This window comes from Streptomyces sp. NPDC004647 (assembly GCF_040609575.1).
GTDB lineage: Bacteria > Actinomycetota > Actinomycetes > Streptomycetales > Streptomycetaceae > Streptomyces.
Genome location: NZ_JBEXKU010000071.1, coordinates 13953 through 39205, shown reverse-complemented (window position 1 = coordinate 39205; position 25253 = coordinate 13953). Strand labels below are relative to the sequence as shown.

Sequence of the window (25253 nt, the reverse complement as noted above, 5' to 3'; positions counted from 1 at the left end):
GGGCGGCGCCCCCCCCACGGCAGCACCCAGCGGCCGTACCCGTGGCCGCATCACCTGACGTACGGTCCGCCGTCCGGTTCACCACTTCGAGCGGGACACGGGGCCTCACCGCGTCGCCGCATCGGGGGAGTTCCGGCAGCGTCCGCCCGGTGGGCGGGACACCACAGCGCGGCCACTCCATGTCGCCCGGGCCCCTTGCACGGGTGCGCGCAGTCCTGGACGGGCTACGGTGCCCTGCAGATACGCCGCCCACAGCGAGGAGGACCCGGGATGCCGGGCAGGAGCCGATCAGCCGTCGCCGCAGCGGTCATCGTGGGGGCCGCGCTGCCCGCGCTGTACGGCGCGGCCGTGGGCGCCATGGTGCGCTACAACGCCCGGCGCCTGGGCGAGGGGGACCTCGGGCCGCAACTGCGCGCGTACGCCGAGGACGTACGGTTCGTCTTCCCCGGACGCAGCTCCTGGGCCGGGGAGTTCAACGGAAAGCAGGCAGTGGAGAAGTGGCTGCGCAGGTTCGTCGACGCCGGACTGAGGATCGAGTTCGACGACGTCATGGTCTCCGGGCCGCCCTGGGCGACCCGGGTCTGCCTGCGCTTCCACGACTACTGCGAGGACGAGACCGGCGAGACCGTCTACACGAACGAGGGCGTCATCTACGGCCACGCCCGCTGGGGAAAGCTGACGCACTACGTGGTCTTCGAGGACACCCAGCGGGGCGAGGAGTTCGATCCCTACCTCGCCGCACGGGGCCTGTGACCGCCGCTCCGATCGCCGTCTCCGGTCCGCTGCCTCCGGTCGCCTCGCCGGGGGACACCGCCCCGCCTACCGCCCCCAGCGCAGGCCCGGGGCCGCCACCGGCGCGTCCCACAGCCGCAGCATCTCCTCATCGACCTGACACAGCGTCACCGAGCAGCCTGCCATGTCGAGCGAGGTGACGTAGTTGCCGACGAGCGTACGGGCGACGGTCACCCCGCGCTCCACCAGCGCCCGCTGCACCTCGGCGTTGAACCCGTACAGCTCCAGCAGCGGCGTCGCGCCCATGCCGTTGACCAGTGCGAGGACGGGGGATTCCGGCCGCAGGTCCTCGAGCACGGCGTTGACGGCGAAGTCCGCGATCTCCCGCGACGTCATCATGGGGCGCCGCTCCCGGCCCGGCTCGCCGTGGATCCCGATGCCCAGCTCCAGCTCCCCGGACGGCAGGTCGAACGTCGGGCCGCCCTTGGCGGGCGTGGTGCAGGCGCTCAGCGCCACGCCGAAGCTGCGGGAGGACTCGTTGACCTGCCGGGCCAGCGCCTCGACCCGCTCCAGTGGCGCGCCCTCCTCGGCCGCCGCACCCGCGATCTTCTCCACGAACAGGGTGGCCCCGGTACCGCGCCGGCCCGCCGTGAAGAGGCTGTCGGTCACGGCGACGTCGTCATTGACCAGCACACTGGCGACCTGGATGCCCTCGTCCTCGGCGAGCTCCGCGGCCATGTTGAAGTTCAGCACGTCGCCCGTGTAGTTCTTCACGATGAACAGCACGCCCTTGCCGCTGTCCACGGCCGCCGCCGCCCGCGCCATCTGATCGGGCACCGGCGAGGTGAACACCTCACCGGGACAGGCCGCGTCGAGCATCCCCGGCCCGACGAAACCACCGTGCAGCGGCTCATGACCCGACCCGCCGCCCGATACGAGACCGACCTTGTCGGCGACCGGGGCGTCGCGACGGACGATCACCCGGTGCTCGACGTCCACGGTCAGCTCCGGGTGCGCGGCCGCGATTCCGCGCAGCGCGTCGGCGACCACCGTCTCCGGCACATTGATCAGCATCTTCATGGGTACCTCCGATCGGCCTGGCTCGCAGTCCGAACCTGGGCGCTGCTGTGTGACTCGTACGGTGGGACAGGCTCAGTATCGCGAGGCCCGTCGGCGGGGGCATCCCCAAAGACGATCGGATGCACACGTCCGGCCCCCGTTCTCGCCCGGGACGGGTCAGCGCGCGTCGGCCAGATCCGTGATCAGCCGCGCGGCGTCCCCGGTGAACGCGGACCTCCCCAGGGCGATGTGCCGGTACCGGGCGGGGCCCGGCCGGATGAGCTCCTCGACCGTCCGGAGCAGCTCCCCGGGGTCGGAGGCGTACGTCGCGAGACCCGCCGCCGCCATTTCCCGTACCCCCTCGGCCCCGTGGCCGGGAATGGGGCGGTAGCCGACCACGGGGAGATCCGCGGCGAGCGCCTGCACCGCGGTCTGACCGGCCGCGTTGTCCACCAGGACCCGGGCGGCCGCCATCAGGCCCGGCATGTCCTCCACCCAGCCCAGGGCCGATACGCCCGGCACCCGGGCCATCCGGCGCCGCAGCCGCTCGTCCCGCCCGCACAGCACGACCGGGAGACAGCCGATGTCCCGGAGCTGCCGCGCGGTGGTCTCCAGTGCCGAGCCCACCCCCCAGGCGCCCGCCGAGACGAGGACCGGTGAGCGGCCCGGAGCGTGGCCCTCGAGCGTGGTCGGGCGGCGCGGGGAGGGAGCCGTCGCTGCCGTGTGGAAGGACGAGGACACCACCGGGCCGGGGGCTGCGGCCGGCCTGCCCGTGCCCGTACGCGCGGCCCGTGCCGCCGCCTCGGTGACACACAGGTGCAGGTCGTTCCCGGGGTGCAGCCATCCGCGGTGCACGGCGAAGTCGGTGACGACCACGGTGCTGGGAATCCGCAGGGCCCCGCGGGCCCGCAGCCGACCGGTGACCTGCGCCGCCAGATGGAACGTGGAGACCACGGCGTCGGGCCGCCGGCTCTCCACCACGTCCAGCAGGCGGCGCTCGGCCAGCGCCGCCAGGGGCGAGCTGCCCGGACTGGGCCTCCGGCCCGGCGAGAGGAAAGCCGCGTAGATCGCGGCGTACAGCTGCGGGGCGTGGCGCACCGTCGCCCGGTAGAAGCTGCGCAGGGCGGGCCCCGTGCCCGGCGGCAGCAGCGCCAGGACATCGGTCACCAGGACGTCGTGCCCCCGCTCCCGCAGCCGGTGCGCCAGTTCGCCCGCCACCGCGTCATGGCCGGCGCCCATGCTCGCGCTGAGTACCACGAATCGCCGTTCCATGGGACTCCTGAGGTCGGAAGGGGCGCTGCCGAAGGGCTGAATGCCGCAGTCGGCGGGCGCTGAATCGTGCTGTTCGGGTGGATCGGCCGGGCGGCTGTGAAGAGGCGGTCCCGCCGGGTAGCCAGGATGCTGGAGGGGCCCAGCTTCCCCACGCTGGGAGGGCCCAGCTTCCGAGGATCCGGAGGACGACGATGCTCGACAGGTCCCGGCGCCGGCCCGGTGACGGCGCGGAACGACCCGTGGTGCTCATCACGGGTGCATCCTCCGGCATCGGGGCCGCAGTCGCCGAGCGGCTCGCCTCCGAAGGCGGCTGGCGGTTGCTGCTCAACGGACGGGACGAGGACCGGCTGGCCCTGGTGGCGAAGATGACCTCGGGCACCGCCCTGCCCGCGGACCTCGCCGACGACCGCTCCCGCGAGCGGCTGGCCCGTCAGGCCGAGGAGCACGCCGGCCGGGTCGACGCACTCATTGCCGGAGCGGGGATCGGCTGGGCCGGCCCGTTCGTGGGGATGCCCGCCGAGGCCATCGACCGGTTGCTGACGGTCAATCTGTCCGCGGTGCTGCACCTGGTGCGGCTCCTCCTGCCGGGGATGGTGTCCCGCGGCGCGGGCCGGGTGGTGCTGATCGGCTCCATGGCGGGGTGCGTCGGGGTGCGTGAGGAAGCGGTGTACGCGGCCACGAAGGGCGGCCTCATGGCCTTTGCCGACAGCCTGCGTTACGAGCTCGGCCGCACGGGCGTCCGGGTGTCGATGGTCCTGCCGGGCGCGGTGGACACCCCGTTCTTCAACCGCAGAGGGGTGCCGTACCACCGCAGCAGGCCGCGGCCGGTGCCCGCGGGGCGCGCGGCGGACGCCGTACGGGAGGTTCTCGTCTCCGGGCGGGAGAACGTCTTCGTCCCGTCCTGGCTCGGCATGCCCGCACGGGTGCACGGGGCGGCTCCCGGAGTGTTCCGCACACTGGCCAGACGCTTCGGCTGACGGCACGGGTCCACGGCGTGTTGACGGCGCTCTCCATCCCTCTGGCGCTGCTGGCCGCGCTCGGCAACGCCGCGGCCTCCGTACTGCAGCGCCGGGCGGCCGCCGAGGACAAGCCCAGCAGCTCCGACGCGAGGCTCTCCTGGCTCCGCCGCCTCGTGCACCGGCCCGTGTGGCTGTGGGGAACTGGTCTGCTCGCCCTCTCGGGCGCCTGCCAGGCGGCCGCCCTCGCCGCGGGGCCGCTCGCCGTCGTACAGCCCGTGATGACCACCGAACTGCTGTTCACACTGGCGGTGGGGAGCGTCGTCTTCCGCCGCCGGCCGGACGCCCGGACCTGGTGGGCGTTCGCCGCCATGGCTGCCGGACTGGCGGCCTTCCTGGTGATGGCCGAGCCCGCGAAGGGTCACTCGGGCGTGCCGGCGGGCAGATGGCCCTGGGTGGCGCTGTTCGTGTCGGTGGTCGTCCTTGTACTGATCGCCGTGTCGCGGCGGCTGCCGTCCGCGCCAAGGGCCGCGGTGCTCGGAACGGCCACAGCCATCGGCTTCTCCTGCACCGCGGCGCTGATGAAGGACGCGATCGGCCGGCTGTCCGGCGGTGTGGACGCGTTGCTGACGGCATGGCAGACGTACGCGACGGCCGGTGCCGGGCTGTCCAGCTTCCTCCTGCTCCAAGCCACCCTCCGGGCCGGCACGCTGGTGGCCTCGCAGCCCGCCCTCACCCTGGGTGACGCGCTCCTCAGTGTCTTTCTCGGCGCCGTGCTGTTCGACGAGACCGTCGTCCTGGGCCGGTGGGTCGTGCCCGAGGCGCTGGCGCTCGCCCTGGTCGTCCTGGGCAGCATCCAACTGGCCAGGTCCCCCCTGGTGACGGGCCGCAGCGACGAGGAGCTGTGGTGACGGCGGACCAGGCCCGCCGGGCGGTCGCGGGGGCCGCCCTCGCGGCTGCCGGGTGGCACATCGGCCCCGCGGCCACCTGGCTGCCCGCCGTACGACGCGCGCTGAGCCCGGCGCTGGACGGACAGGGCGACCCGGGCCATGTGGCGCTGACGTTCGACGACGGCCCCGACCCCCGCAGCACCCCGTCCTTCCTCGAGGCGCTGGACCGGCACTCCGTACGGGCCACGTTCTTCGTACTCGGCAGTGCCCTGGAGCGGTGCCCCGGCATCGGGCGGCAGATCGTCGACGGGGGACACGAACTCGCCGTCCACGGCTGGCACCACGAGGCGCCCTGGTACCCCAGGCCGGTGCGCGATCTGCGCGACGTGAAGCGGGCCGCGGACGCCGTCCGCCGTATCGGGGGAAGACAGCCGCTGTGGTACCGGCCCCCGTACGGCATCCTCACCGGAGGGCGCTGGGCGGCCGCGCGCCTGGCCGGGCTCCAGCCGGTGCTGTGGTCGGCCTGGGGCCGCGACTGGACGGCGCGGGCCCGGCCGGACACCGTGCTGGCCGAGCTGGCGAAGACGCTGCGGGGCGGAGGGACGGTCGTACTGCACGACTCGGACTGCACCAGCGCCCCGGACGCGTGGCGCGCTTCGCTGGGAGCCCTCCCCGGCCTGATCTCCCGCTGCCGTGCGCTCGGCCTGACCGTCGGACCGCTCGCCGAGCACGGGATCGCCGAGCACGGGATCGCCGAGCGCTTCGCCCGCAATGCCTCGTGAACGATCTCCACGGTCCGCGTGCCTCCCTGCTCATGAACGAGCAACTGGCCCACTGAAGCACGCCGTTCGGGCCCCGCCGTGGTCAGCGAGGCGCGAACGCTCGCCGGCGACGTGAGGCCCGGAGGACCTACCCCAGGTCGATCCGGAACACCTTGTCCGAGCCGGCCGGCTCGCCGCCGTTGCCGTCGGCGTTGGTCGTGGAGAGCCACAGGGCGTTCTTGCCCGGCAGCGTCTCGACGGTGCGCATCCGTCCGTACGAGTTGACGTAGTACGCGGCCGGGGTCCCGGTGCTCGTGCCGTTGACCGGGATGCGCCACAGGCGCTCGCCCCGGAGGGCCGCCATGTAGAGCGCGCCGTCGGCGTAGGTGACCCCGCTGGGCGAGGCCTGGCCCACCGGCCACTGGCGCTCGGGGTCCGTCATGCCGGAGGTGGAGCAGGTGCCCTCGCAGACCGGCCAGCCGTAGTTCTTGCCCGGCTCGATGAGGTTGAGCTCGTCGTATGTGCCGGCGCCGAACTCCGAGGACCACAGCCGGCCCTGCGCGTCCCAGGTGAGACCTTGCGGATTGCGGTGGCCGTAGGAGTAGACGAGGGTCCCGAACGGGTTGCCCGGGGCCGGCTTGCCCTCGGGCGTCATCCGCAGGATCTTGCCGTTGAGCGAGCTCTTGCTCTGGGCGAGATCCTGGGTCTGCGCGTCGCCGGCGGTGGCGTACAGATAGCCGTCGGGGCCGAACTTGATGCGGCCGCCGTTGTGGTACTTGTTCTTCTTGATGCCGGTGACCAGCGATGTGTATCCGCTGAGCGAGGTGCCGTCGTACGTCATCCGGGCGATCCGGTTGCCGTCCTCGGCGGAGTGCATGAAGAAGACGTAGTGGTCGCTGTTCCAGTTCGGCGAGACGGCGGCACCGAGCAGGCCGCCCTCACCGCCGGTGGTCACCACGTTCGGCACCGTGCCGGCCTGCGTCCTGGTGCCCGACTGGGTGAGCTTGAAGACCTTGAACGAGTTCCGCTCACTGATCAGCGCGGATCCGTCGGGCAGCCAGCTCATGCCCCAGGGGATCGTCCAGCCGGACGAGACCGTCTTGATGCCCGACGGCACCGAGTCGGCGCGGTTGCCGGGCGGCGTCTGCGCCGCGGTTCCGGTTCCGGCCACCGAGACGAGCAGCCCGGCGGCCATCGCGGCGGCGGTCGCGGTGGCGGTCGCGGTGGCGATCAGAGTGCGCGCTAAGGGACGTGTGGAGCCTGGTTGTCCTGTCATCGAGCATCCTCCTACTGGAGCTGGTACGCCTTGACGTTGCGGGTGAGCATGTACGTCGTCCGGAGCCCGCCGCTGTCCAGGCCGCGGTAGATGCCCCACTCGGGCCGCAGGTAGTTCTTGCCGCGCCACATGTCGAGCCCGGTCCGCCGGTGGTCGGCGACGCTGTTTCTCCCGACTGACTCCTGTTCAGCCCAGTGAATGCCCTGGGTGGGCCAGGGTGGGGGGTGGGCAGTGCTGTGCGGGTGAAGCGCTGTTGATGGAGGGACCGTAAGGAAACCTTCCTAATACGTCAACAGATCTGTCGATGCTGGCGATATCGACGTGGGAGGTAGGAGGTGTGGCTGCGCCGTCGAGGTCGAGTGTGGCTGGGGAATTACTGCGCGCGTCAGAGGTCGGAGCAATATCCTCGTTCAGCCCATTGACCGTGACCCGTCGCATCGCGATTCTGCAACAGGGCGCAGCGCAGCCGAACGGATTCCTTCAGCACCGACAGCCCCGGGGAAGGGGCCCCATGAGCCGGAGAACGAGCCGACGGTTATCCGCCTGGTTGAGCGCCGTACTGGTTGCCATCGGCACGGTGATGGCCGGACCCGCTCCCGCGAGGAGCGGTTCATGACAAGGCCGGGCCCAACGCGCAGACGTACGCCGATGACGTGACCTTCACCGGCATCGCCATCAACGGAGAACCCAACTCGAAAGGCAGGTACGGCTCATGACCGGATCCGTAACGCAGGCCGCGGAGCAGGCGCAGCCCTCCGGCACCACCGGGGAGACCGGCTGGCAGACACCCGACTACCAGGTCGTCGAGACAGCACTCGAGGTCACCGCCTATGCCCTGAGCAGCCGTTAGTCCGCCGCCGTGCTGCTGCATGTGCTCGGCACCGCGGCGGGCGGCGGTCTGCCCCAGTGGAACTGCGCGTGCCCCGGGTGCTCCGGGGCGCGCGCCCACCCACACCGGCGGCGCCGCCACGCCTCGCTCGCCGTACAGGCCTCCGAGGGCCACTGGTACATCGTCAACGCGACCCCGGACATCGGTGACCAGATCGAGGACTGCCCGGCACTGCACCCCGGCCCCGGCGCGCGCCGGACTCCACTGGCGGGGCTGCTGCTCACCGACGCGGAACTCGACCACACCCTGGGCATCGCCCGGCTCCGCGAGGCCCGGGGACTGGAGCTGCTCGCCACCGGAGCCGTACGCCGGGCGCTGCTCACCCGGCTGCACCTGGGGGAGGTCCTCGGCCCCTACACCTCGCTCAACTGGCGGGAAATGCCGCTCCATCGGCCCGAACCGCTCACCGGGGACGCGGGGATCATGGTCAGCGCCGTCCCCGTCTCCGGCAAACGCCCCCGGTATGCGGCCGGAACCGGCCCCGAGGACGACACCTGGGTCGTGGCCCTGTGCCTGACCGACCGGGACACCGGCGCCACAGCGGTCTACGCACCGGCGCTCGCCGGCTGGCCGGACGCGCTCCAGGCGGCCGTCGCCGCCGCCGACTGCGTGATCGTCGACGGCACCTTCTGGGACGACGAGGAGCCCCGGCGCACCGGTATCTCCGAACGCACCGCGACAGGAATGGGACACCTGCCCATCGACGGGCCGGGCGGCACCGCGGACCGCCTCGCGCCGCTGGGCGCCCGCTGTCTCTACACCCACCTCAACAACACCAATCCCCTCGTCGACCCCGCCGCCCCACAGCACAAGCTGCTGGCCGAGCGGGGCATCGAGGTGGCCGCAGACAGGATGGTGATCGAGCTGTGAGCACAGCGTTCGAGGATCGGTTGCGGGCCGTGGCGCAGGAGCGCTACCACGACCGCCACCCCTTCAACGTACGGATGCACCAAGGTGAGCTGACCCGCGAGGAGCTGCGCCGCTGGATCCGCAACCGGTTCCACTACCAGCGCCACATCCCCGTCAAGGACGCACTGATCACCGCCAAGCTGCACACCTCCCGGCTGCGCAGAATGTGGCTGCGCAGGATCCAGGACCACGACGGACAGGCCGACGGCGAGGGCGGCATCGAACGCTGGCTGCGACTGGGGGAGGCCGCGGGGCTCGCCCCCTCCGAGCTGCTGTCCGGCGAGGCGGTGCTGCCCGGCGTGCGGCTCGCCGTGGACGGCTACGTCAACTTCTGCCGGCTGCGCGGTCCGCTGGAGGCTGTCGCCGCCTCCCTCACGGAGCTGTCCGCCCCGGACATCATGCGCACCCGGATCGAGGCGTTCGAACGCCACTATCCGTGGATCGACACCGGCGGGCTCGCCTACTTCCGTACCCGGGAGACCCAGGGCCGCCAGGACAGCGGGGAAGCGCTCGGTCTCGTGCTGTCCTGGGCACGCTCCGAGGAGGACCAGGAGAGGGCCGTCGCCGCCCTCGTCTTCAAATGCGACGTGCTGTGGTCGCTGCTCGACGCCGTGGACCACGCCGACGCCAAGGAGCAGCCGTGAGCGAGTGGCGGCCCGCCCTCTCACCCGCGGTCGTGCTCCGGTACGACCGAGTGCGCCAGGCGGAACTGCTGGTGCTGCCGGAGCGGGTCGTGGTGCTGAACGACCCGGCGGGCAGCGTCATCCGGCTCTGCGACGGGTGCCGGGGGGTCGACGAGATCGTCCAGGAACTGGAGGCGCGCTTCCCCGGCGCGCCCGTGGCCACCGAGGTCCCGGAGTTCCTCGACCGGGTGCGCGAGGAGGGCTGGCTGCGGTGACCGCTCCGGCGCGCCCGTGGGCCCTGCTCGCGGAGCTCACCCACGCCTGCCCACTGCACTGCCCCTACTGCTCCAATCCACTCGAACTGGTCAGCCGTTCACGCGAGTTGTCCACCGGAGAGTGGGAAGAGGTGATGCGGCAAGCGGGCGCATTCGGCGTCGTTCACACCCATCTGTCGGGCGGCGAACCGCTGTTGCGCCCCGACCTGGAGCCGATCGTCACCGCTGCCGAGTCCGCCGGGATCTACACCCAGCTCGTCACCAGCGGAACGGGGCTGGACGAGGACCGGCTCGCGGGGCTGGTCGGTGCGGGGCTGCGCAGCGTCCAGCTGTCGGTGCAGCACGCCGAGCCGGAGGCCTCCGACCGGGTCGCCGGCCGCCGGTCCTTCGCGGTGAAGGAGCGGGCCGCCGCCCTCGTACGGGACGCGGGTCTGACGCTGGGTCTCAACGTCGTGCTGCACCGCGACAACCTCGACGCGGTAGACGAAATCGTCGAACTCGGCCTGGCCTGGGGAGCGGACCGGATCGAGCTGGCCAACACCCAGTTCTACGGATGGGCCCTGCGCAACCGCACCGCGCTCCTGCCCACCCGCGACCAGCTCGCCCGCGCCCGGGACACCGTCCAACGCCGGCGGGCGCAGCTCGCCGGGCGGACCGATCTGGTGTGGGTCGTCCCCGACTACTTCGACGGCGTGGCGAAGCCGTGCATGGGCGGCTGGGGAGCCGTCTCCCTGACCGTGGCCCCGGACGGCACCGTCCTGCCGTGCCCAGCGGCCGCCACCCTGCCGGGCCTTGACCCGCCGAACATCCGTGACCGTCCGCTGGACTGGATCTGGGATCGTTCCCACGCCTTCAACGCCTACCGGGGCACGGACTGGATGAGCGAGCCGTGCCGCAGCTGCTCCCAACGGGACACCGACTTCGGCGGCTGCCGCTGCCAGGCGTACGCGCTGACCGGGGATGCCGCCCGTACCGACCCCGCCTGCGGGCTGTCTCGCGACCACGCGCTCCTGCGCGCGATGGTGGACGGATCCGCCGGTGACGCCGGCCCTTCACCCGTGTACGTCTATCGCAAGCCCGGACCCCTTCCAGATTAGTGAAACGAGTTCTAGTCTGTGCGCGCCCGCAGGGACCATGACACTCCAGGAGGGGCCGTGCACCTCGAATACACGTCTGAGCAGCAGCAGTTGCGCGCAGAGCTGCGTGCCTACTTCGCCGAGCTGGTGCCCGACCACGCCCACTCCCGCTACCTCCGGCCCGCGGACCGGAAGCAGTTCTACCGCCGGACCATCCGCCGTCTCGGCTCCGACGGCTGGCTCGGCGTCGGCTGGCCCACCGAGTACGGCGGGCGCGGGATGAGCCCGATGGAGCAGTTCATCTTCTTCGACGAGGCCGCCCAGGCGGGCGTACCGCTGCCGCTGATGGCGCTGAACACCGTCGGCCCGACGATCATGCAGTTCGGCACCGACGAACAGCGCGCGTACTTCCTGCCGAAAATCCTCTCCGGTGAGCTCGACTTCGCCATCGGCTACAGCGAACCCGACGCGGGCACCGACCTCGCCTCCCTGAAGACCCGGGCCGTCCGGGACGGGGACGGCTATGTGGTCAACGGCCAGAAGATCTGGACCACCAACGGCGACACCGCCGACTGGGTGTGGCTCGCCTGCCGCACCGCCCCGGTCGAAGAGGGAGTACCGCCCCACAAGGGCATCACCATCCTGCTCGTCCCGACCACCGACCCCGGCTACTCCTGCACGCTCATCAACACCCTCGCCTCGCACGACACCACCGCCGGCTACTACGAGAACGTCCGAGTCCCCGTCAGCCGCCGCGTCGGCGAGGAGAACCAGGGCTGGCGGCTGATCACCACCCAGCTCAACCACGAGCGCGTCACCCTCGCGGCCCACGGCACCATGGCCATCCGCGCACTCCAGGACATCCAGCGTTGGGCCGCCGACACCAAGCTCGCCGACGGCCGCCGGGTCATCGACCTCGGCTGGGTCCGCGGCCGCCTCGCCCGTACGCACACCCGGCTCGACGCCATGAAGCTGCTCAACTGGCAGATGGTCGACGCCCTCCAGCAGGGCTCGCTCACCCCGCAGGACGCCTCGGCCGTCAAGGTCTACGGCAGCGAGGCCCGCCGCGACGCCTACGCCTGGCTGATGGAGATCGTCGGCGCGGCGGGACCCCTCAAGGAGGGCTCGGCGGCCGCCGTGCTCCACGGCGAGCTGGAGCGCGGCTACCGCAGTGCCGTGATCTTCACCTTCGGCGGCGGCAACAACGAGATCCAGCGCGAGATCATCTCCTGGATCGGGCTGGGGATGCCGCGTGTACGCCGCTGACCGGGTGTGACGGGCAATTACAGTTGGCATAAAACACGGATGGTTGGCACCGTGATCGTCTCCAGCGTGCCGCAGGCCGGCGCCATGCCGCGAACGGTCAGTTCTCGATGGCCTCGTCAACCGCGATCTGCAGGGGACGCTCTTCGTCGCAGGCTTCCGCCAGGAGCGACGCGTAGTGATCGAGGCGTTGGCGGAGGATGAGTCGCGGCTGGCGGAGGTCCCTGTAGTAAATGCCTGCGTAATTGAGGCTTTGCGCGCGTCGGTGCCACTTCGACGCAGGGCCTTGACTGTCGGGCTGAGTAGATGTTCGCCCTGCGTGACGTCGCTCCACACGAGAATCGACCCGACAGTGGGGTCTCTCTTCGCGCACGCTCCGCGACCCCTGAGTCACTGCCCGGCAACTCCCCACCGGACTAGCTCCGATGGGGGACGTGGACGATGTCATGCGCTGTCCGATCACTCGGCTCAAGGGTGGTGCCGGGCCAATGCATCGGTACCGTAACCGAGTTGTGCGATTCGCATGTGAGGTGCCGTCTCCCGGGGACAATCCCACCGTGTCCACTTCACCTGATCTCGAACTCGACGACAGCACGCCCATCCGGTTCCTCCTCGCGCCGGCTCCGGGGCCGGAGGCCTCCGCCACCCACGGGGATCTTCCGGACGGCATGGGAACAGCGGTTCCGGTGGCCACCGGCGGACGAACCGTCGCCGGCTTCGCGGCCGGAGCGCTGCGCGGCACGCTCAAGCCGCTCGGCCCGCTGCTCCAGGAGGTGCACGATGCCGTCGCCGCCGTGCCCGACCCGCCCACGGAGGTCAGTGTCAGCTTCGGCGTCCAGGTGGGGCAGGACCTCAAGTTGGGGATCGTCGGCGGCAAGGGCCAGGCGCACCTGACCGTCACCGCCTGCTGGAAACCGGCCGACGCCGCCACGGCGCCGCCCGCTCCTGATGTGCCGCCTGCCGCGGAGTGACGCGTGGGGTGGTTCAAGACGGCCGACGACACGGACGACGACTCGTCCCCGAGAATGGTGACCGTCCGGCCGACGGAGGACGGAAAGATCGCGGGAGGCGGAGTCGTTCTCGGTCCCGATACCGTGCTGACCTGTGCACACGTCGTCAATGACGCCCTGGGACGCAGCATGTTCGACCCCCGTTCCCCGGGGGTGAGCCAGATCTGTGTGGAACTGGGCGACGACGACTGCGAACCACAGCGGCACGTTGTCCGTGTCTCGCACTGGGTTCCGCCTCGGAGCCGCGACGGCGGCCCGGTCCGCGAGGGGGACGGCGAGTGGCTTGGGGATCTGGCGGTACTGCGGACTGGTGGACAGACCGGGAAACTGCCCGTGGCTCCCGGCAAGGCCGCCATGATGGTCGGCCAGAGCGTGAGGGCCTGGCACGGCGGCGGCCACGCGTCCACCTTCGCCCGCCTCACCGTCGCATCCCTACACGGTCCCCTGGCCTACCTGGACGGTGAAGCCACAGGTATGGCGGTCGGGCCCGGCTACAGCGGCGGCCCGGTGTGGTGCCGGCAGGAGAGAGCCGTGGTCGGGCTTGTCGTCGCGCACTTCATGCCCCCCAGGGATGTCACCGGGACAGTCCTGCCCCACAGCCCTCAGCATCTGATCCGGCGCAGCTGGGCCGTCCCCTGGCAGAGCATCGAGGCCGAACTCCGTCCGCTGGGCGCCCTGGACGGGGTGACACCCGCTCCCGTGGACACCGAGGACCCCGTCTTCCAGCTGCTGGCGGAGGTGATCGACGACATCCTGTCCTCGCCCAACGAGCGCGTTCTGTACGCCCGGCGGCTGGCCCGTCTGTGCGGTGCAGGCCACGGCAGTGACGTGGTCCCGCCCACGGCCGAGGAATTCGCCACCTTTCTCCTCACCCATCCGCGTGCGATCGCGGCGCTCTCCGGGATTCTGCGCCGGGACAATCCGTCCGCCGCCGACCGGGTACTGACCACGGGCTCCCTCTCTCCTGTCCCCAGGCTGCTGTCGCCCCAGGAATGTGCCGGGCTGCGCAAGCACCTGGAAGCCATGGACCACAGCGTGCTCGGGAGGTTTCCCGAAGTGGTGCGCGCCGCCCTGCCGCGCCGTGCCGTCCTACCCGGGGCGGACACCCTGGAAGCCCTGCTCGAACAGCTGGAGTCGCTGCCCGGGGACGGTAGCTCCCCCCACGGGGAGCCCAGGGTTCCGGCGCTTCTGCGCGTCATGGAATACGCCGGGGCGCTGTGCTCGGCGCCCAGACGGGCGGAGCTGCGCCTGTGGGCGGACGGAGTGGCCCAGCGCCTCGGCATCGCGCGGGAGGCGCTGGGCGAGCGCCGGTTCGACGCCCAGGAATGGGCACGTGCGGTGCGTCACCGTTCCGTGCGCGTCCGTGTCCTGGTGCAGGTGACACAAGCCGAGCAGGGCCGCTACCGGTTGCGGACCTGGTGCGACGAAGGCACCGGGCTGCGACAGGTGTCGGCGGACAGCGTCATATCGTACTCGGCATCGGCCGCCGCCCGCGAAGTACTGCGGGTCCTCGATTCCCTCACCCCTCCCGCCGAGGAGGAACGACCGCCTCTGGTCGAGGTGCTCGTGGACCGCACCAACCTCAACCTGCCGGTCGACGAGTGGGAGGCAGGTGGCCCGGACGAGATTCTGCCCGGCACACTCGGCGTGGAATTCCCCCTGGTCATGCACTGTCCCGAACTCCTGCGCCGGAACCGGCGTTTCCAGTCCCACTGGCGCAGCCGCTGGAGCCGGCTGGACTCGGGCAAGACATTCGTCGTCTCCGAGCCCATGGACCGGGAGACGCTCTATGCCCGGCTTGTCAACCAACTCGACACGGTCCGCGTCTCCGTGGACCTACCCCCCGGCCCGCGGGACACCATCGTGCAGGTCTGCCTTGCCCTGGGCATACCGGTCGTGGTGTGGGACCGCGTCCGGGACACCACGTCGGACGTCGTCACGTGCATGGCGGACGTCGCCACCCCAGAACTGCCCGACGGAGTACGCGCCTACCGCGCGAACGCCAAGGCCAGTCCGCCCGAGTTCCCCGGCCGTCCGGTTCTCGCCTGGGCCGACGCCGACCGCCCCGTGCCCCGGCTGCACCTGACCGAACCCCAGGAGAGCGCATGACCACCACGCCGGAAGCCGAGTGGCGCCTTTTCCGCGGCAACGGCGCCCCCCGGGCCGTCACGCTCCCGCAGGCCCCGCCGTGGCGGCGCTTCACGTCCGTCCGGTCGATGCGTCCCGAACTGCCGTACCTGATCGATCAACAGCACGCCGACGTCGTCAACGCCGCGCTGCACCTGCGCCGTCCGCTCCTGGTGACCGGACCCGCCGGCACCGGAAAGTCCTCCCTCGCCCGCGCCATCGCGCACGAATTGCGCCTGGGAGAGCTTCTGCGCTGGCCCGTCAACAGCCGCTCCACCGTCAAGGACGCCCTGTACCAGTACGACGCGATCGGCCGGCTGCGCGAGACCACGCTCAGCCGGGACCGCGGCGAACGCGAACCGTCCATCGGCACGTTCATCCGGCTCGGCCCGCTCGGTACGGCACTGGTCCCGTCGGCCGTTCCACGTGTACTGCTCATCGACGAGATGGACAAGGGCGACGTCGACCTGCCCAACGACCTACTGACCGTCTTCGAGGAGGGCGTGTTCGACATCCCGGAGCTGACCCGGCTCCCGGAGGACATGTCCGAGGTGGACGTACAGACTCACGACCACAGAGGGACCGTCGTCGTCCAGCAGGGGCTCGTCCAGTGCGTCGAGTTTCCCGTCGTCGTCATCACCAGCAACGGCGAACGCGACTTCCCGCCCGCCTTCCTGCGCCGCTGCGTCCGGCTCGACCTGCCGGTCCCCGACGACGAACGGCTGCGTGCCATCGTCGCCGCACACCTCGGTGACGAGGCACTGCGGGAGGCCGACGATCTGATCGAGGCGTTCTTGCGCCGGCGCGCCCCGGGCGAACTCGCCACCGACCAGTTGCTCAACGCCGTCTTCCTGCGCGCCTGCGGCGTCGACCTGAACGCGGAAGGTCTGCTGGACGCCGTACTCCATCAGCTCACCGGGGCCATGTGACCATGGCGGGCAGTGGAGCGCGGCTCGCCGAGGCCCTGCGGGTGCTGTCGGCCGGCGGTGTCGACCTGGACGCGAACCAGGTCCTCGACGTGCTGTGGCTGGCCCGCCGTCTTCCGTCCGGCCCTCGGGCACCGCTCCACCAGGACCCATCGGCCGCGCCACACCTCCCAGTGTCACCGCCGCCCGGCCCGGACCGGACCGCACCCGAGCCGTCCCCGCCGCAGGCGGACGACCCGGACCTGCCCGACCTCACCTCCCCCGCGCTGTACGCGGCGGCACGCCAGGACCCGGTCCCGCCCCCGAGAGCCACGCACGCGCTCTCGGGGCAGGAGTCCCGCAAGGCCATGCCGGTACGCGTCCCCGAGGACAAGGCCCTCCCGGGTCAGCTCGAGCTCGGCCGGGTACTGCGGCCGTTGCGCCGCCGCCACGACAGCCGCCACCGCACGGAGATCGACGAGGAGCGCACGGCCGCCGCACTGGCCGAGACCGGACTGGCCGACGTCGTGGAGCGGCCCGTGCGGGAGCGCTGGCTCAACCTGGTGCTCGTCATCGACGACGGCCTGTCCATGCTGCTGTGGCACCGCCTCGGCGCCGAGCTGCGCACTCTGCTGGAACGCCTGGGCGCCTTCGCCACCAGTCGTGTCCTCGGCCTGGACACCCGCAGCGCACACCAACCGCTCCTGCACGCGCGCCCGTTCCGGCCCGACAGCGCGAAACTGCCGCTGAGCACGGTCAACGACCCTTCGGGCCATACCCTCCTGCTGGTCGTCAGCGACGGTATGGGAGCAGCCTGGCGGGCCGGCACCATGCACGACCTGCTGGCCCAGCAGGCAGCCCGCGGCCCTGTCGCGATCCTGCACACCCTGCCGCCCGACATGTGGGAGGCTTCCGGCATCTTCGCCGAGTACTGGCAGGCCACCACCCGGCGGGTCGGCGGCGCCAACACATCCTGGGAGATCATCGACCCGGTGCTGCCTCCGGGGATCGCCGGCTTCGACGGCGTACCGGTGCCCGTCCTGGAACCGACACCGGCCTCGCTGCGCAGATGGGCACGCCTGCTCGCCTCGCCCGGCACCACCGTGGAACTGCCGCTGGTGGCTCACCCTGGCCGGTACGCGACCGTGGCCCCCTCGCGGGATGCGAGCAGCACCCAGCACTTCCGGGACGCGGCGACTCCCGAGGCGTACCGCCTTGCCGCTCACCTGGCGGCGGTCTCCCCGCTGTCGGTCCCGGTCATGCGTCTGGTGCAGAAGGCGGTGCCGTGGCCCGCTACCACCTCCCAGCTCGCCGAGGTCTTCCTCGGCGGTCTGATCCGGCCGTCCCCCGCCCCGGTGCCGGGACCGTTTCCCGCCAAGCACCGGATCTTCGACTTCACCGACGAGTCGAAAGCGGTGCTGCTCGACGCGGTGCCCCCGGCCGAGCTCCTGCACACCAGCCGCCGGATCGGCCGCCGTCTTGAGGAACTCGCCGGCAACTCCCCGGACTTCCCTGCCTGGCTGGCACACCCCGACGGGCCCGCCGACATCCCCGGCTCACGCCGGCCGTTCACCAGCGTCGAACGGCGACTGCTCACCCGTTTCGGAGTCTCCTCCACAGGCGGCACGACGCTTCCTCTGAACCGGCCGTCCCGGCAGAACGGCTCCGGCGCGGACGACTGGGAGCCCCTCACCGACGACGACCCCCGCAGACTCGGCGGCTACGACCTGCGGGGCCGCCGCCGCGGGCACCGGACGATGGTCTACCGGGGCGTCGACACGCGCGGGAGGAACGCCGTCCTGCGGGTCCCCCGCCTCGACCGCTCTGCGGCCAACGCCCGGTTGATCGAGGTGGAGGCCGAAGCGCTCGCACGCCTTCAGGGGCAGTACGCCCCCCGGCTGCTAGCCACCGGGTTCGAGGACTCCCCGCCCTGGCTGGCGATGGCTCCGATCGCGGACACGGACGCCCCCAACGCCCAGCCACCGAGGCTCGGGAGAATCCTCACCGGTGCCCTGCTCAACGGGACCGCGCCGTTCGACCTGTTGCGAGGGCTCCTGGTCGGCTGTTACCTCGCGAACGCTCTCGCCCTGTGCCATGTCAATGGACTCGTGCCGACGGACCTCAACGCCGACAGCGTCTACGTCCTGCGGCGCACCGTAGCCCTCGGCGATCTGTCGGACTGCGCCGTCGATGGGGAGTACGTGGGTTCCGGACCGGCCCCCACCCGCGAGGACAACGTGCGCTCCCTCGGCGAGCTGCTCCAGCTCATCAGTAGCAAGGCGGGCTGGGACATGCCGAGCATGCCGGAGGGGATGCATCTGTGGCAGGGCGACACCTGGGGACCGTTGCGGCAGCTCGTGCTGCGCTGCCTCGACGCGGACGCGGCGCAACGCCCCGCGGCGAGCGAGGTCGCCGAACTCCTCGCCCGGTACGTGGCCCGGACCCGCCTCCACCAGGCGGATGCCACGCCCTCGCTCTCGCCGTCCGCGGCAAAGACCTCGATGCCCGTGCTGCTCACTCCGCCACCGGCCCTCGAAGCCTCCGCCGCCAGGCACGGACTGCGCCTGCCGCGCTTCGGGACCGTCCGCCGGGAGATGGAGACGCGCCTGGAGAAGCTGCGCGTGCCGCTGCCGCACAGCAGGCGACTGACCCTGATCGGCGCCTACCATTACAGCGGACGAGCCACCACGACCATGGTGCTGGGCTCCCTGCTCGCCTCGGTACGCGGCGAGCCCGTCCTGGCCCTTGACGGCGCCGCCTCCGAAGGATCGCTTGACGCCTTCCTCACGCGCCGCAACGCAGCGGTCGTACGGGATCTGGTGGCCCTGCCGGACGCCCCTTCGTACGAGGAGATCCGCGCCCGCACCACCCGTCTGCCGTCGGGCCTCGAAGTGGTAGCGCACCGTAAGGGCCATTACACCCCCAATCCCGCACACGCGCACGAATACGCGCGCGTGCTGCAGCAGACCGCCCCCTACTACCCGTTCGTACTGACCGACTGGGCCCCGTTGCGCCTGGACGGAACGACCGGTGCCCTCTTGGACTGCACGGACCGGCTGATCCTGTGTTGCGGTACCGCTCACTGGTTCGTGGATGCGGCGGCACGCGTCCTCGACGAGTTGCGGCAGACCGGACGGGACGGGTTGGCCCGGGACGCGATCGTGGTGGCCACCGACCTCGGCGGCCCTTCTGGGCGGCCGTTGCCGGCAGACCCCGTCCGGAACCTGCTCGTCGATCCGGCCCAGGTGGTGCACGTCCCTTTCGACGCCGCGCTGCAGTCCCCCGGCTGGAAGCTGAACCAGCTGCGCGCGGCCACCGTGAACGCCTTCCTGAAGCTGGCGGAGCTGGTGTTGCCCTCCGGCGGAGCCGGCCCCGGACATCACCGCGCCGGGCCGTGATGTCCGCTGGCAGGGGTCCTCGCCTCTGCTGGGATACCCGAGGCGCGCAGCCATGCGGTGGTCGGTGCGCGGCGTTACGCTGCGCGCAACTGACCCTTTGCCCCTTTTCTGGGGGTTCTCATGTACGACGGTGCCAAGAAGAGTTGCTACTTCTGGCTGCGGGCTGCCCACCTAGTTGGCATCACTGCAGGTCAGACGAGATGTCAAGTGCCAACTAGAAATGCTGGTCACACCGGGACGTATGCCATTAACCTCCCCATCGGGAGGTGGGGCCATGAGCGACGCCGACCCGGGCCTCTTCGGACCCGACTCGGTCACCTGGCAGATGCACGGCGACCCCATGATGTGGATCGCGGGGGTGCGCGCCCTGTACCTCCAGGCGCTGCACCCGCGTGCCGTTCGCGGCGTCACCCAGAACAGCACGGCGTTTGACAGAAAGGCGGGCAGAAAAGACGCCTGGGGACGGCTGCTGCGCACCGCGAACTTCGTCGGCACCATCACCTACGGCACCACCGAAGCCGCCGAGAAGGCCGGCGCCCGGGTCCGGAACATCCACCGGCGCATCACCGTTACCGACCCGGACTCCGGCGAGCGCTACGGCGTCGACGAGCCGGAGCTGCTGCTCTGGGTGCACTGCGCCGAGGTCGACTCCTACCTCCACGTCATGCGCCGCTCCGGCTTCCCGCTGAGCGACCGCCAGGCCGACCGCTACATCGACGAGCACCGTGCGTCCGCACGGCTGGTCGGTCTCGAACCGGCCCATGTCCCCGCCGACTCCGCCCAGCTCGCCGACTACTTCGAGACAGTACGCCCCGAACTCGCCGCGGGCGCCGAGGCGTTCGACGTCGACGCCTTTCTGCGCCGCCCGCCCGTTCACGCCCTGCTGGTCCCGGCGCGCGAGATCGTCTGGCGGCGCGTCGCCTCACTCGCCTACGCCACACTGCCGCCGTACGCCCACCGGCTCTACGGCCGTCCCGCGCCCGCCCAGGCGACCGTCACCAGGCAGCTGCGGGCCACCGGAAACGTACTGCGGGCCGTCCCCGCCGAACTGCGCTGGAAGCTGCCGCCGGGCCACATTCGGAAGGCGATGGCCCGGCTCGGGCCCGATGCCCGACCGTCGCCCTACAAGCTTTGCACCCGGGCCGCCATACTGGACGAGCCGGGGAGGGCGCAGCTACATGACGGGGGCGGCGGCACGCGATGGCGGAAACCAGGCTGATCCAGGGCCGGTACCGGCTGCTCGACCAGATCGGGCGCGGGGGCATGGGTGAGGTGTGGCGGGCGCGCGACGAGTCGCTGGGCCGCCACGTCGCCGTCAAATGCCTCAAGCCGATGGGCCCGCAGCACGACCAGTCCTTCACCCGGGTGCTGCGGGAGCGGTTCCGGCGGGAGGCCCGGGTCGCCGCCGCGCTGCAACACCGCGGAGTCACCGTCGTCCACGACTTCGGCGAGCACGAGGGCGTGCTCTATCTGGTGATGGAGCTGCTCGACGGCCGCAACCTCAGCCAGCTGCTGGACGACAACAAGCAGCACCCGCTGCCGGTGCCGGATGTCGTGGAGATAGCCGACCAGGTCGCCGCCGCCCTCGCCTACACCCACCGGCAGGGCATCGTGCACCGCGACCTCAAGCCCGCCAACATCATGCGGATCGCCGACGGCACCGTGAAGATCTGCGACTTCGGTATCGCCCGGCTGGGCCATGACATCGGCTTCACGGCCCGGCTCACCGGCACCGGCATCGCCATGGGCACCCCGCACTACATGTCCCCGGAGCAGATCGCGGGCGACGCCGTCGACCACCGCAGCGATCTCTACTCGCTCGGCTGTGTGCTGTACGAGATCGCCACCGGCGCCCCGCCCTTCGACCTCGGCGACGCCTGGGCGGTCCTCGTGGGCCACCGTGACACCCCGCCCGAGCCGCTGCGGAACCACCGGCCGGAGCTGCCCGAGTTCCTGGAGCGGATCGTCCTCGACCTGCTCGCCAAGGACCCCGACGACCGGCCGGACGAGGCATCGGAACTGAGCGAGCGGATCACGGCCGTCCTGCACCCGCACCGGCGCTCCGTGCCCGGTACGGTCGCGCTGCTGAGGCCCGGGGCGGAGGTTCCGCACCGGGCCGGAACCCGCACCCCCGCCGTGAGCCCCGCCCCGGGACCGGCCTTCGAGGACGGCGCTCACGACGGACTCCGCGCCCCGTCGCCCGCTGTGCCCTCCGGGTCGTGGCCCCGCCTGCCGGGCTGGGCCCGCGGGATGACCACGGGCTCCAAGGCGCACATGAGCCTGGCGGTGCACAGCCCGCGGCCCGATCCCTCCGCCGGGCTCACCGGCGAGTGGACCGCCGCCACCGACCCGCGAACCGCCGACGCGCCCCCGGCCGAACGGGACAGGCCCACCCCGCCGCCGGAACTGCTGGCCGTACTGGCCAACCGGCACAACGCCGGGCTCAGCCTCGGCCGTCTGGGCCGCTGGGAGGAGGCCGGGGAAGTGCACCGGTCGGTCGCCGCAGAGCGCGAGCACGCCCTGGGCCCCGAACACCCCGACACGCTCGCCAGCCGGTACGAAGTCGGCTTCACCCTGAGCAGGCTCGGCCGCCCCGCCGACGCGCTCCGCGAGTACAGCCGCGTCGCGGCCGGCCGTGAGCGCGTCCTCGGACCCGACCACGCCGAGACGCTGGCGGCCCGCCAGGAGACCGCGTACGTTCTCGGCCAGCTCGGCCGGCACTTCGAGGCCCACCAGGTGTACGCGGCGGTGCTGGCCGCCCGGGACCGCACCATGGGCTCCGACCACCCCGACACCCTGCGCTGCCGCCACAATCTCGCCTTCAACCTCAGCAGGCTCGGGAGACTGGAGGACTCCTACGAGATGGCGCGTGACGTGGCCGCCGCCCGCGCCCGCGTCCTCGGCGCGAACCACCCGGACACCCTCGTCACCCGCTACGAAGTCGCCTACGCCCTCGGCCGGCTGGGCCGGTGGAACGAGGCCCTGAACACGTATCGCGAGGTCACCGAGGCCCGGCGGCAGGCCCTCGGTCCCGTGCACCCCGATACGCTGGCCGCCCGGTACGAGGTCGGTATCAGCCTCGGCCGGCTGGGGCGCAGCGCGGAGGCGCTGGCGCTCTACCGCGAACTGGTGGCGGACCGTACGCGGGAGCAGGGCGCGGCCGACCCGGAGACGCTGCGGGCCCGGCACGGCCTCGGGGTGAACCTCGGCCGGCTCGGCCGCTGGGAGGAAGCGCTGGCCGAGGCGCGGGACGTATGCGCCATCCGCGAGCGGGTGCTCGGCCCGGACCACCCGGACACGCTCGTCAGCCGCCGCGAGGTGGCCGTCGGCCTGGGCTGGCTGGGCCGCTGGTCCGACGCCCTCACCGTCTACCGCCGGGTGGCCGCCGCGCGCGAACGCGTTCTGGGCGCCGACCACCCCGACGCCCTCACCAGCCGGAACGACGAGGCGCACTGCCTGGAGCAGCTGGGCCGGTCGGCGGAGGCCGTGGAGCTCTACCGCATGGTCGCCGCCCTGCGGCAGCAGCGTGGCACGCGCGGCGGCTAGGCAGCGGAGCCGGGACAGCGGCAAGCGGCCCGAGGACCGGCGCGCGGAGGCCGCTGTGGTCCGGTCCTCGGCCCGGCCGCGTACGTGCCGGTCGCTTCCGTCGGGGGATCATGTCGCGTCCGACCGCTGCGCAGCGGGTGCACTCCGTGTTAGCAAGAGGCATGCCTGCCAAGGACTCGTACGACGCAGTGATCATCGGCGGAGGCCACAACGGTCTGGTCGCCGCCGCCTATCTCGGCCGCGCCGGCCGCAGCGTGCTGGTGCTCGAGCGGCTGGACCACACCGGCGGAGCCGCGGTCTCCACCCGGCCCTTCGCCGGGGTCGACGCCCGTCTCTCGCGCTATTCCTATCTGGTGAGCCTGCTGCCACAGAAGATCGTGCGGGAGCTGGGGCTGAACTTCGCCGTACGCAAGCGGACCATCTCCTCGTACACCCCCGCAGTGCGGGACGGCCGGGCCACCGGGCTGCTGGTGGACAGCGGGAACGAGGCCCGCACCCGCGAGGCCTTCGCCCGGCTCACCGGATCCGAGCGGGAGTTCGCCTCCTGGCAGCGCTTCTACGGCAGGACACAGCGGCTGGCGGAGCGGGTCTTTCCGACCCTCACCGAGCCGCTGCCGACGCGCAAGGAGCTGCGTGAGCGGATCGCGGACGATACGGCCTGGCAGGCCCTGTTCGAGGAGCCGCTCGGCATCGCCGTCGAGGAGGCGTTCGAGGACGACCTGGTGCGTGGTGTCGTCCTCACCGATGCGCTGATCGGCACCTTCGCCGACGCGCACGACGTGACCCTGCGGCAGAACCGATGCTTCCTCTATCACGTGATCGGCGGCGGTACCGGCGACTGGGACGTGCCGGTCGGCGGCATGGGCGCGCTCACCGACGCGCTGGCCGGGGCGGCGCGTGCGGCGGGCGCGGAGATCGTCACCGGCCATGAGGCGGCCGCCGTCGCGACAGACGGCACACGGGCCGAGGTGACGTACCGCGGCGACGGCCGGGAGGGGACCGTGGCCGCCCGTCAGGTGCTGGTCAACGCCTCACCGCAGACGCTCGCCGGGCTGCTCGGCGACGAGCCGCCCGCACCGAGGCCCGAAGGCGCGCAGCTGAAGGTGAACATGCTGCTGAGGCGGCTGCCACGGCTGCGGGACCGTGACGCCGACCCACGCGAGGCGTTCGCCGGGACCTTCCATATCGCGGAGGGATACGGGCAGTTGGCGGCTGCCTACCGGCAGGCGGCGGCCGGGCAGCTGCCGGACGCTCCGCCGTCCGAGATCTACTGCCACTCGCTGACCGACCCGTCCATCCTCGGCCCGGAGTTGGTCGCGCAGGGCTATCAGACCCTGACCCTGTTCGGACTGCACACTCCGGCCCGGCTGTTCGAGCGCGACGAGGACGCCGTACGCGATGAACTGCTGACGTCCACGCTCGCCCAGTTGGACGCCTGTCTCGACGAGCCGATCGCCGACTGTCTGGCGACCGATGCGGAGGGCAGGCCGTGCATCGAGGCGAAGACGCCGCTGGACCTGGAGCGTGACCTCGGGCTGCCCGGCGGGAACATCTTCCACCGGGACCTGGCCTTTCCCTGCGCGACCGGGACCACCGGCCGGTGGGGTGTGGAGACGAGCCACGCCAACGTACTGCTGTGCGGCGCGGGAGCGGTCCGCGGCGGCGGGGTGAGCGGGATCCCGGGCCACAATGCCGCGATGGCGGCGTTGGGGCGGTAGCGCGTCCGGTCCGTGCGCGTCCGGGCTTCCCGCAGGCCCGGTCGCGTGGGGCTGTGTCTACAGCCCGCTCCCTGCGGCTCTGCCCGTACCGCTCAGTTCCGTACCGCTCGGTCAGCACGTCCAGCGTGCGGCGGGTGATCCGCTCCAGGACGATCTGGAGGGTGATGAGGTTGAGATCCGAGTAGAGGTACTTCGTGCCGGGAGGGTTCAGCGGTGCCTCGTTCCAGAGCAGCTGGAGCTTCTGCTCCCAGGTCGGCTGATCGAAGAACTTCAGATCGGTGCCGGAAGCCCGAGGTGGGTGAGCAACTGGCGGATGGTGATGGCCTGTTTGCCCGCGGCGCCGAACGCGGGGAGGTAGGAGGCGACGGTCGTCTCCAGGCCGAGCGCGCCGCGCTCCCGTCTTTCGGACAGTCGGTTCATCGGCGGAACTTTCTTCCCGCGCCGGGGCGCTGTCAAGACTCCCAAGAATCTGACGCTACATCAGAAATGCTCTTCCCTCGTCCCGGCCTCTGCGGCATCCTGCCGCCCAGGGAGTGCCGACCCGGGGGACGGCCCGGCGATGGGGAGG

At 71.7% G+C, this 25253-nt stretch carries 20 protein-coding genes and 1 pseudogene; 17 read left to right on the top strand and 4 right to left on the bottom strand.

From position 1 onward, the window contains the following. Positions 1 to 270: 270 nt before the first annotated feature. Positions 271 to 753, top strand: coding sequence for a nuclear transport factor 2 family protein (locus ABZW18_RS26580; RefSeq protein ID WP_356191898.1), 483 nt, complete (start codon positions 271 to 273; stop codon positions 751 to 753). 66 nt (positions 754 to 819) lie between these two features. On the opposite strand, the gene dhaK is transcribed toward ABZW18_RS26580, so the two are convergent. Both dhaK and ABZW18_RS26570 read right to left on the bottom strand, forming a co-directional pair. Further along, positions 820 to 1812 carry a dihydroxyacetone kinase subunit DhaK gene (gene dhaK, locus ABZW18_RS26575; RefSeq protein ID WP_356191895.1) on the bottom strand — a complete coding sequence of 331 codons (993 nt, stop codon included), beginning with the start codon at positions 1810 to 1812 and terminating at the stop codon, positions 820 to 822. A gap of 156 nt (positions 1813 to 1968) precedes the next feature. After that, a complete protein-coding gene (locus ABZW18_RS26570) occupies positions 1969 to 3063 on the bottom strand; it encodes a galactosyldiacylglycerol synthase (RefSeq protein ID WP_356191892.1) in 1095 nt (364 codons plus the stop codon). Positions 3064 to 3254: 191 nt separating this feature from the next. Between ABZW18_RS26570 and ABZW18_RS26565 the strand changes: the two genes are divergently transcribed. From ABZW18_RS26565 to ABZW18_RS26555, 3 genes are read left to right on the top strand one after another with little or no spacing between them, the layout of a single operon-like run. Continuing rightward, positions 3255 to 4040, top strand: a complete 786-nt coding sequence (locus ABZW18_RS26565) for an SDR family oxidoreductase (protein WP_356191890.1) — start codon at positions 3255 to 3257, stop codon at positions 4038 to 4040. A 20-nt stretch (positions 4041 to 4060) separates the two neighbouring features. Further along, a complete protein-coding gene (locus ABZW18_RS26560; protein WP_356191904.1) occupies positions 4061 to 4930 on the top strand; it encodes a DMT family transporter in 870 nt (289 codons plus the stop codon). Continuing rightward, positions 4924 to 5691 carry a polysaccharide deacetylase family protein gene (locus ABZW18_RS26555; protein WP_356191888.1) on the top strand — a complete coding sequence of 256 codons (768 nt, stop codon included), beginning with the start codon at positions 4924 to 4926 and terminating at the stop codon, positions 5689 to 5691. Before ABZW18_RS26560 ends, ABZW18_RS26555 begins: the two co-directional genes overlap by 7 nt. A 127-nt stretch (positions 5692 to 5818) precedes the next feature. On the opposite strand, the gene ABZW18_RS26550 is transcribed toward ABZW18_RS26555, so the two are convergent. Then, entirely contained in the window at positions 5819 to 6865 is a 1047-nt protein-coding gene (locus ABZW18_RS26550) for a PQQ-dependent sugar dehydrogenase (RefSeq protein WP_356191902.1), read from the bottom strand. 793 nt (positions 6866 to 7658) lie between these two features. Between ABZW18_RS26550 and pqqA the strand changes: the two genes are divergently transcribed. The 13 genes from pqqA to ABZW18_RS26485 all read left to right on the top strand — a co-directional run bounded on the left by pqqA (position 7659) and on the right by ABZW18_RS26485 (position 24685). Next, entirely contained in the window at positions 7659 to 7796 is a 138-nt protein-coding gene (gene pqqA / locus ABZW18_RS26545; RefSeq protein ID WP_356191885.1) for a pyrroloquinoline quinone precursor peptide PqqA, read from the top strand. 9 nt (positions 7797 to 7805) lie between these two features. Continuing rightward, positions 7806 to 8705 carry a pyrroloquinoline quinone biosynthesis protein PqqB gene (gene pqqB, locus ABZW18_RS26540; RefSeq protein ID WP_356191882.1) on the top strand — a complete coding sequence of 300 codons (900 nt, stop codon included), beginning with the start codon at positions 7806 to 7808 and terminating at the stop codon, positions 8703 to 8705. Continuing rightward, complete coding sequence (gene pqqC / locus ABZW18_RS26535; RefSeq protein WP_356191879.1) at positions 8702 to 9388, top strand: pyrroloquinoline-quinone synthase PqqC; 687 nt, start codon at positions 8702 to 8704, stop codon at positions 9386 to 9388. The genes pqqB and pqqC overlap by 4 nt, the downstream gene beginning before the upstream one ends. Beyond that, positions 9385 to 9642, top strand: coding sequence for a pyrroloquinoline quinone biosynthesis peptide chaperone PqqD (pqqD, locus tag ABZW18_RS26530; RefSeq protein WP_356191877.1), 258 nt, complete (start codon positions 9385 to 9387; stop codon positions 9640 to 9642). The genes pqqC and pqqD overlap by 4 nt, the downstream gene beginning before the upstream one ends. After that, a complete protein-coding gene (gene pqqE, locus ABZW18_RS26525; protein ID WP_356191875.1) occupies positions 9639 to 10739 on the top strand; it encodes a pyrroloquinoline quinone biosynthesis protein PqqE in 1101 nt (366 codons plus the stop codon). Before pqqD ends, pqqE begins: the two co-directional genes overlap by 4 nt. Before the next feature lie 57 nt (positions 10740 to 10796). After that, positions 10797 to 11984, top strand: coding sequence for an acyl-CoA dehydrogenase family protein (locus ABZW18_RS26520; protein WP_356191873.1), 1188 nt, complete (start codon positions 10797 to 10799; stop codon positions 11982 to 11984). A gap of 554 nt (positions 11985 to 12538) precedes the next feature. Continuing rightward, positions 12539 to 12952 carry a CU044_2847 family protein gene (locus ABZW18_RS26515; RefSeq protein WP_356191870.1) on the top strand — a complete coding sequence of 138 codons (414 nt, stop codon included), beginning with the start codon at positions 12539 to 12541 and terminating at the stop codon, positions 12950 to 12952. 3 nt (positions 12953 to 12955) lie between these two features. Beyond that, on the top strand, positions 12956 to 15100 hold the full coding sequence (locus tag ABZW18_RS26510) for a trypsin-like peptidase domain-containing protein (RefSeq protein WP_356191868.1): 2145 nt from the start codon (positions 12956 to 12958) through the stop codon (positions 15098 to 15100). Beyond that, positions 15097 to 16047: a MoxR family ATPase gene (locus ABZW18_RS26505; RefSeq protein ID WP_356191866.1), complete on the top strand. Its 951-nt coding sequence runs from the start codon at positions 15097 to 15099 to the stop codon at positions 16045 to 16047. Before ABZW18_RS26510 ends, ABZW18_RS26505 begins: the two co-directional genes overlap by 4 nt. 2 nt (positions 16048 to 16049) lie before the next feature. Then, positions 16050 to 19421, top strand: coding sequence for an SAV_2336 N-terminal domain-related protein (locus ABZW18_RS26500; protein ID WP_356191864.1), 3372 nt, complete (start codon positions 16050 to 16052; stop codon positions 19419 to 19421). Positions 19422 to 19695: 274 nt separating this feature from the next. Then, positions 19696 to 20640 carry an oxygenase MpaB family protein gene (locus ABZW18_RS26495; protein ID WP_356191862.1) on the top strand — a complete coding sequence of 315 codons (945 nt, stop codon included), beginning with the start codon at positions 19696 to 19698 and terminating at the stop codon, positions 20638 to 20640. Further along, positions 20622 to 22967, top strand: a complete 2346-nt coding sequence (locus ABZW18_RS26490) for a tetratricopeptide repeat protein (protein ID WP_356191859.1) — start codon at positions 20622 to 20624, stop codon at positions 22965 to 22967. The genes ABZW18_RS26495 and ABZW18_RS26490 overlap by 19 nt, the downstream gene beginning before the upstream one ends. 161 nt (positions 22968 to 23128) lie before the next feature. Further along, a complete protein-coding gene (locus tag ABZW18_RS26485) occupies positions 23129 to 24685 on the top strand; it encodes an NAD(P)/FAD-dependent oxidoreductase (RefSeq protein ID WP_356191857.1) in 1557 nt (518 codons plus the stop codon). A gap of 112 nt (positions 24686 to 24797) precedes the next feature. On the opposite strand, the pseudogene ABZW18_RS26480 reads toward ABZW18_RS26485, so the two are convergent. Beyond that, a pseudogene (locus ABZW18_RS26480) lies at positions 24798 to 25090 on the bottom strand (serine hydrolase domain-containing protein); the annotation flags it as partial. Positions 25091 to 25253: the final 163 nt, after the last annotated feature.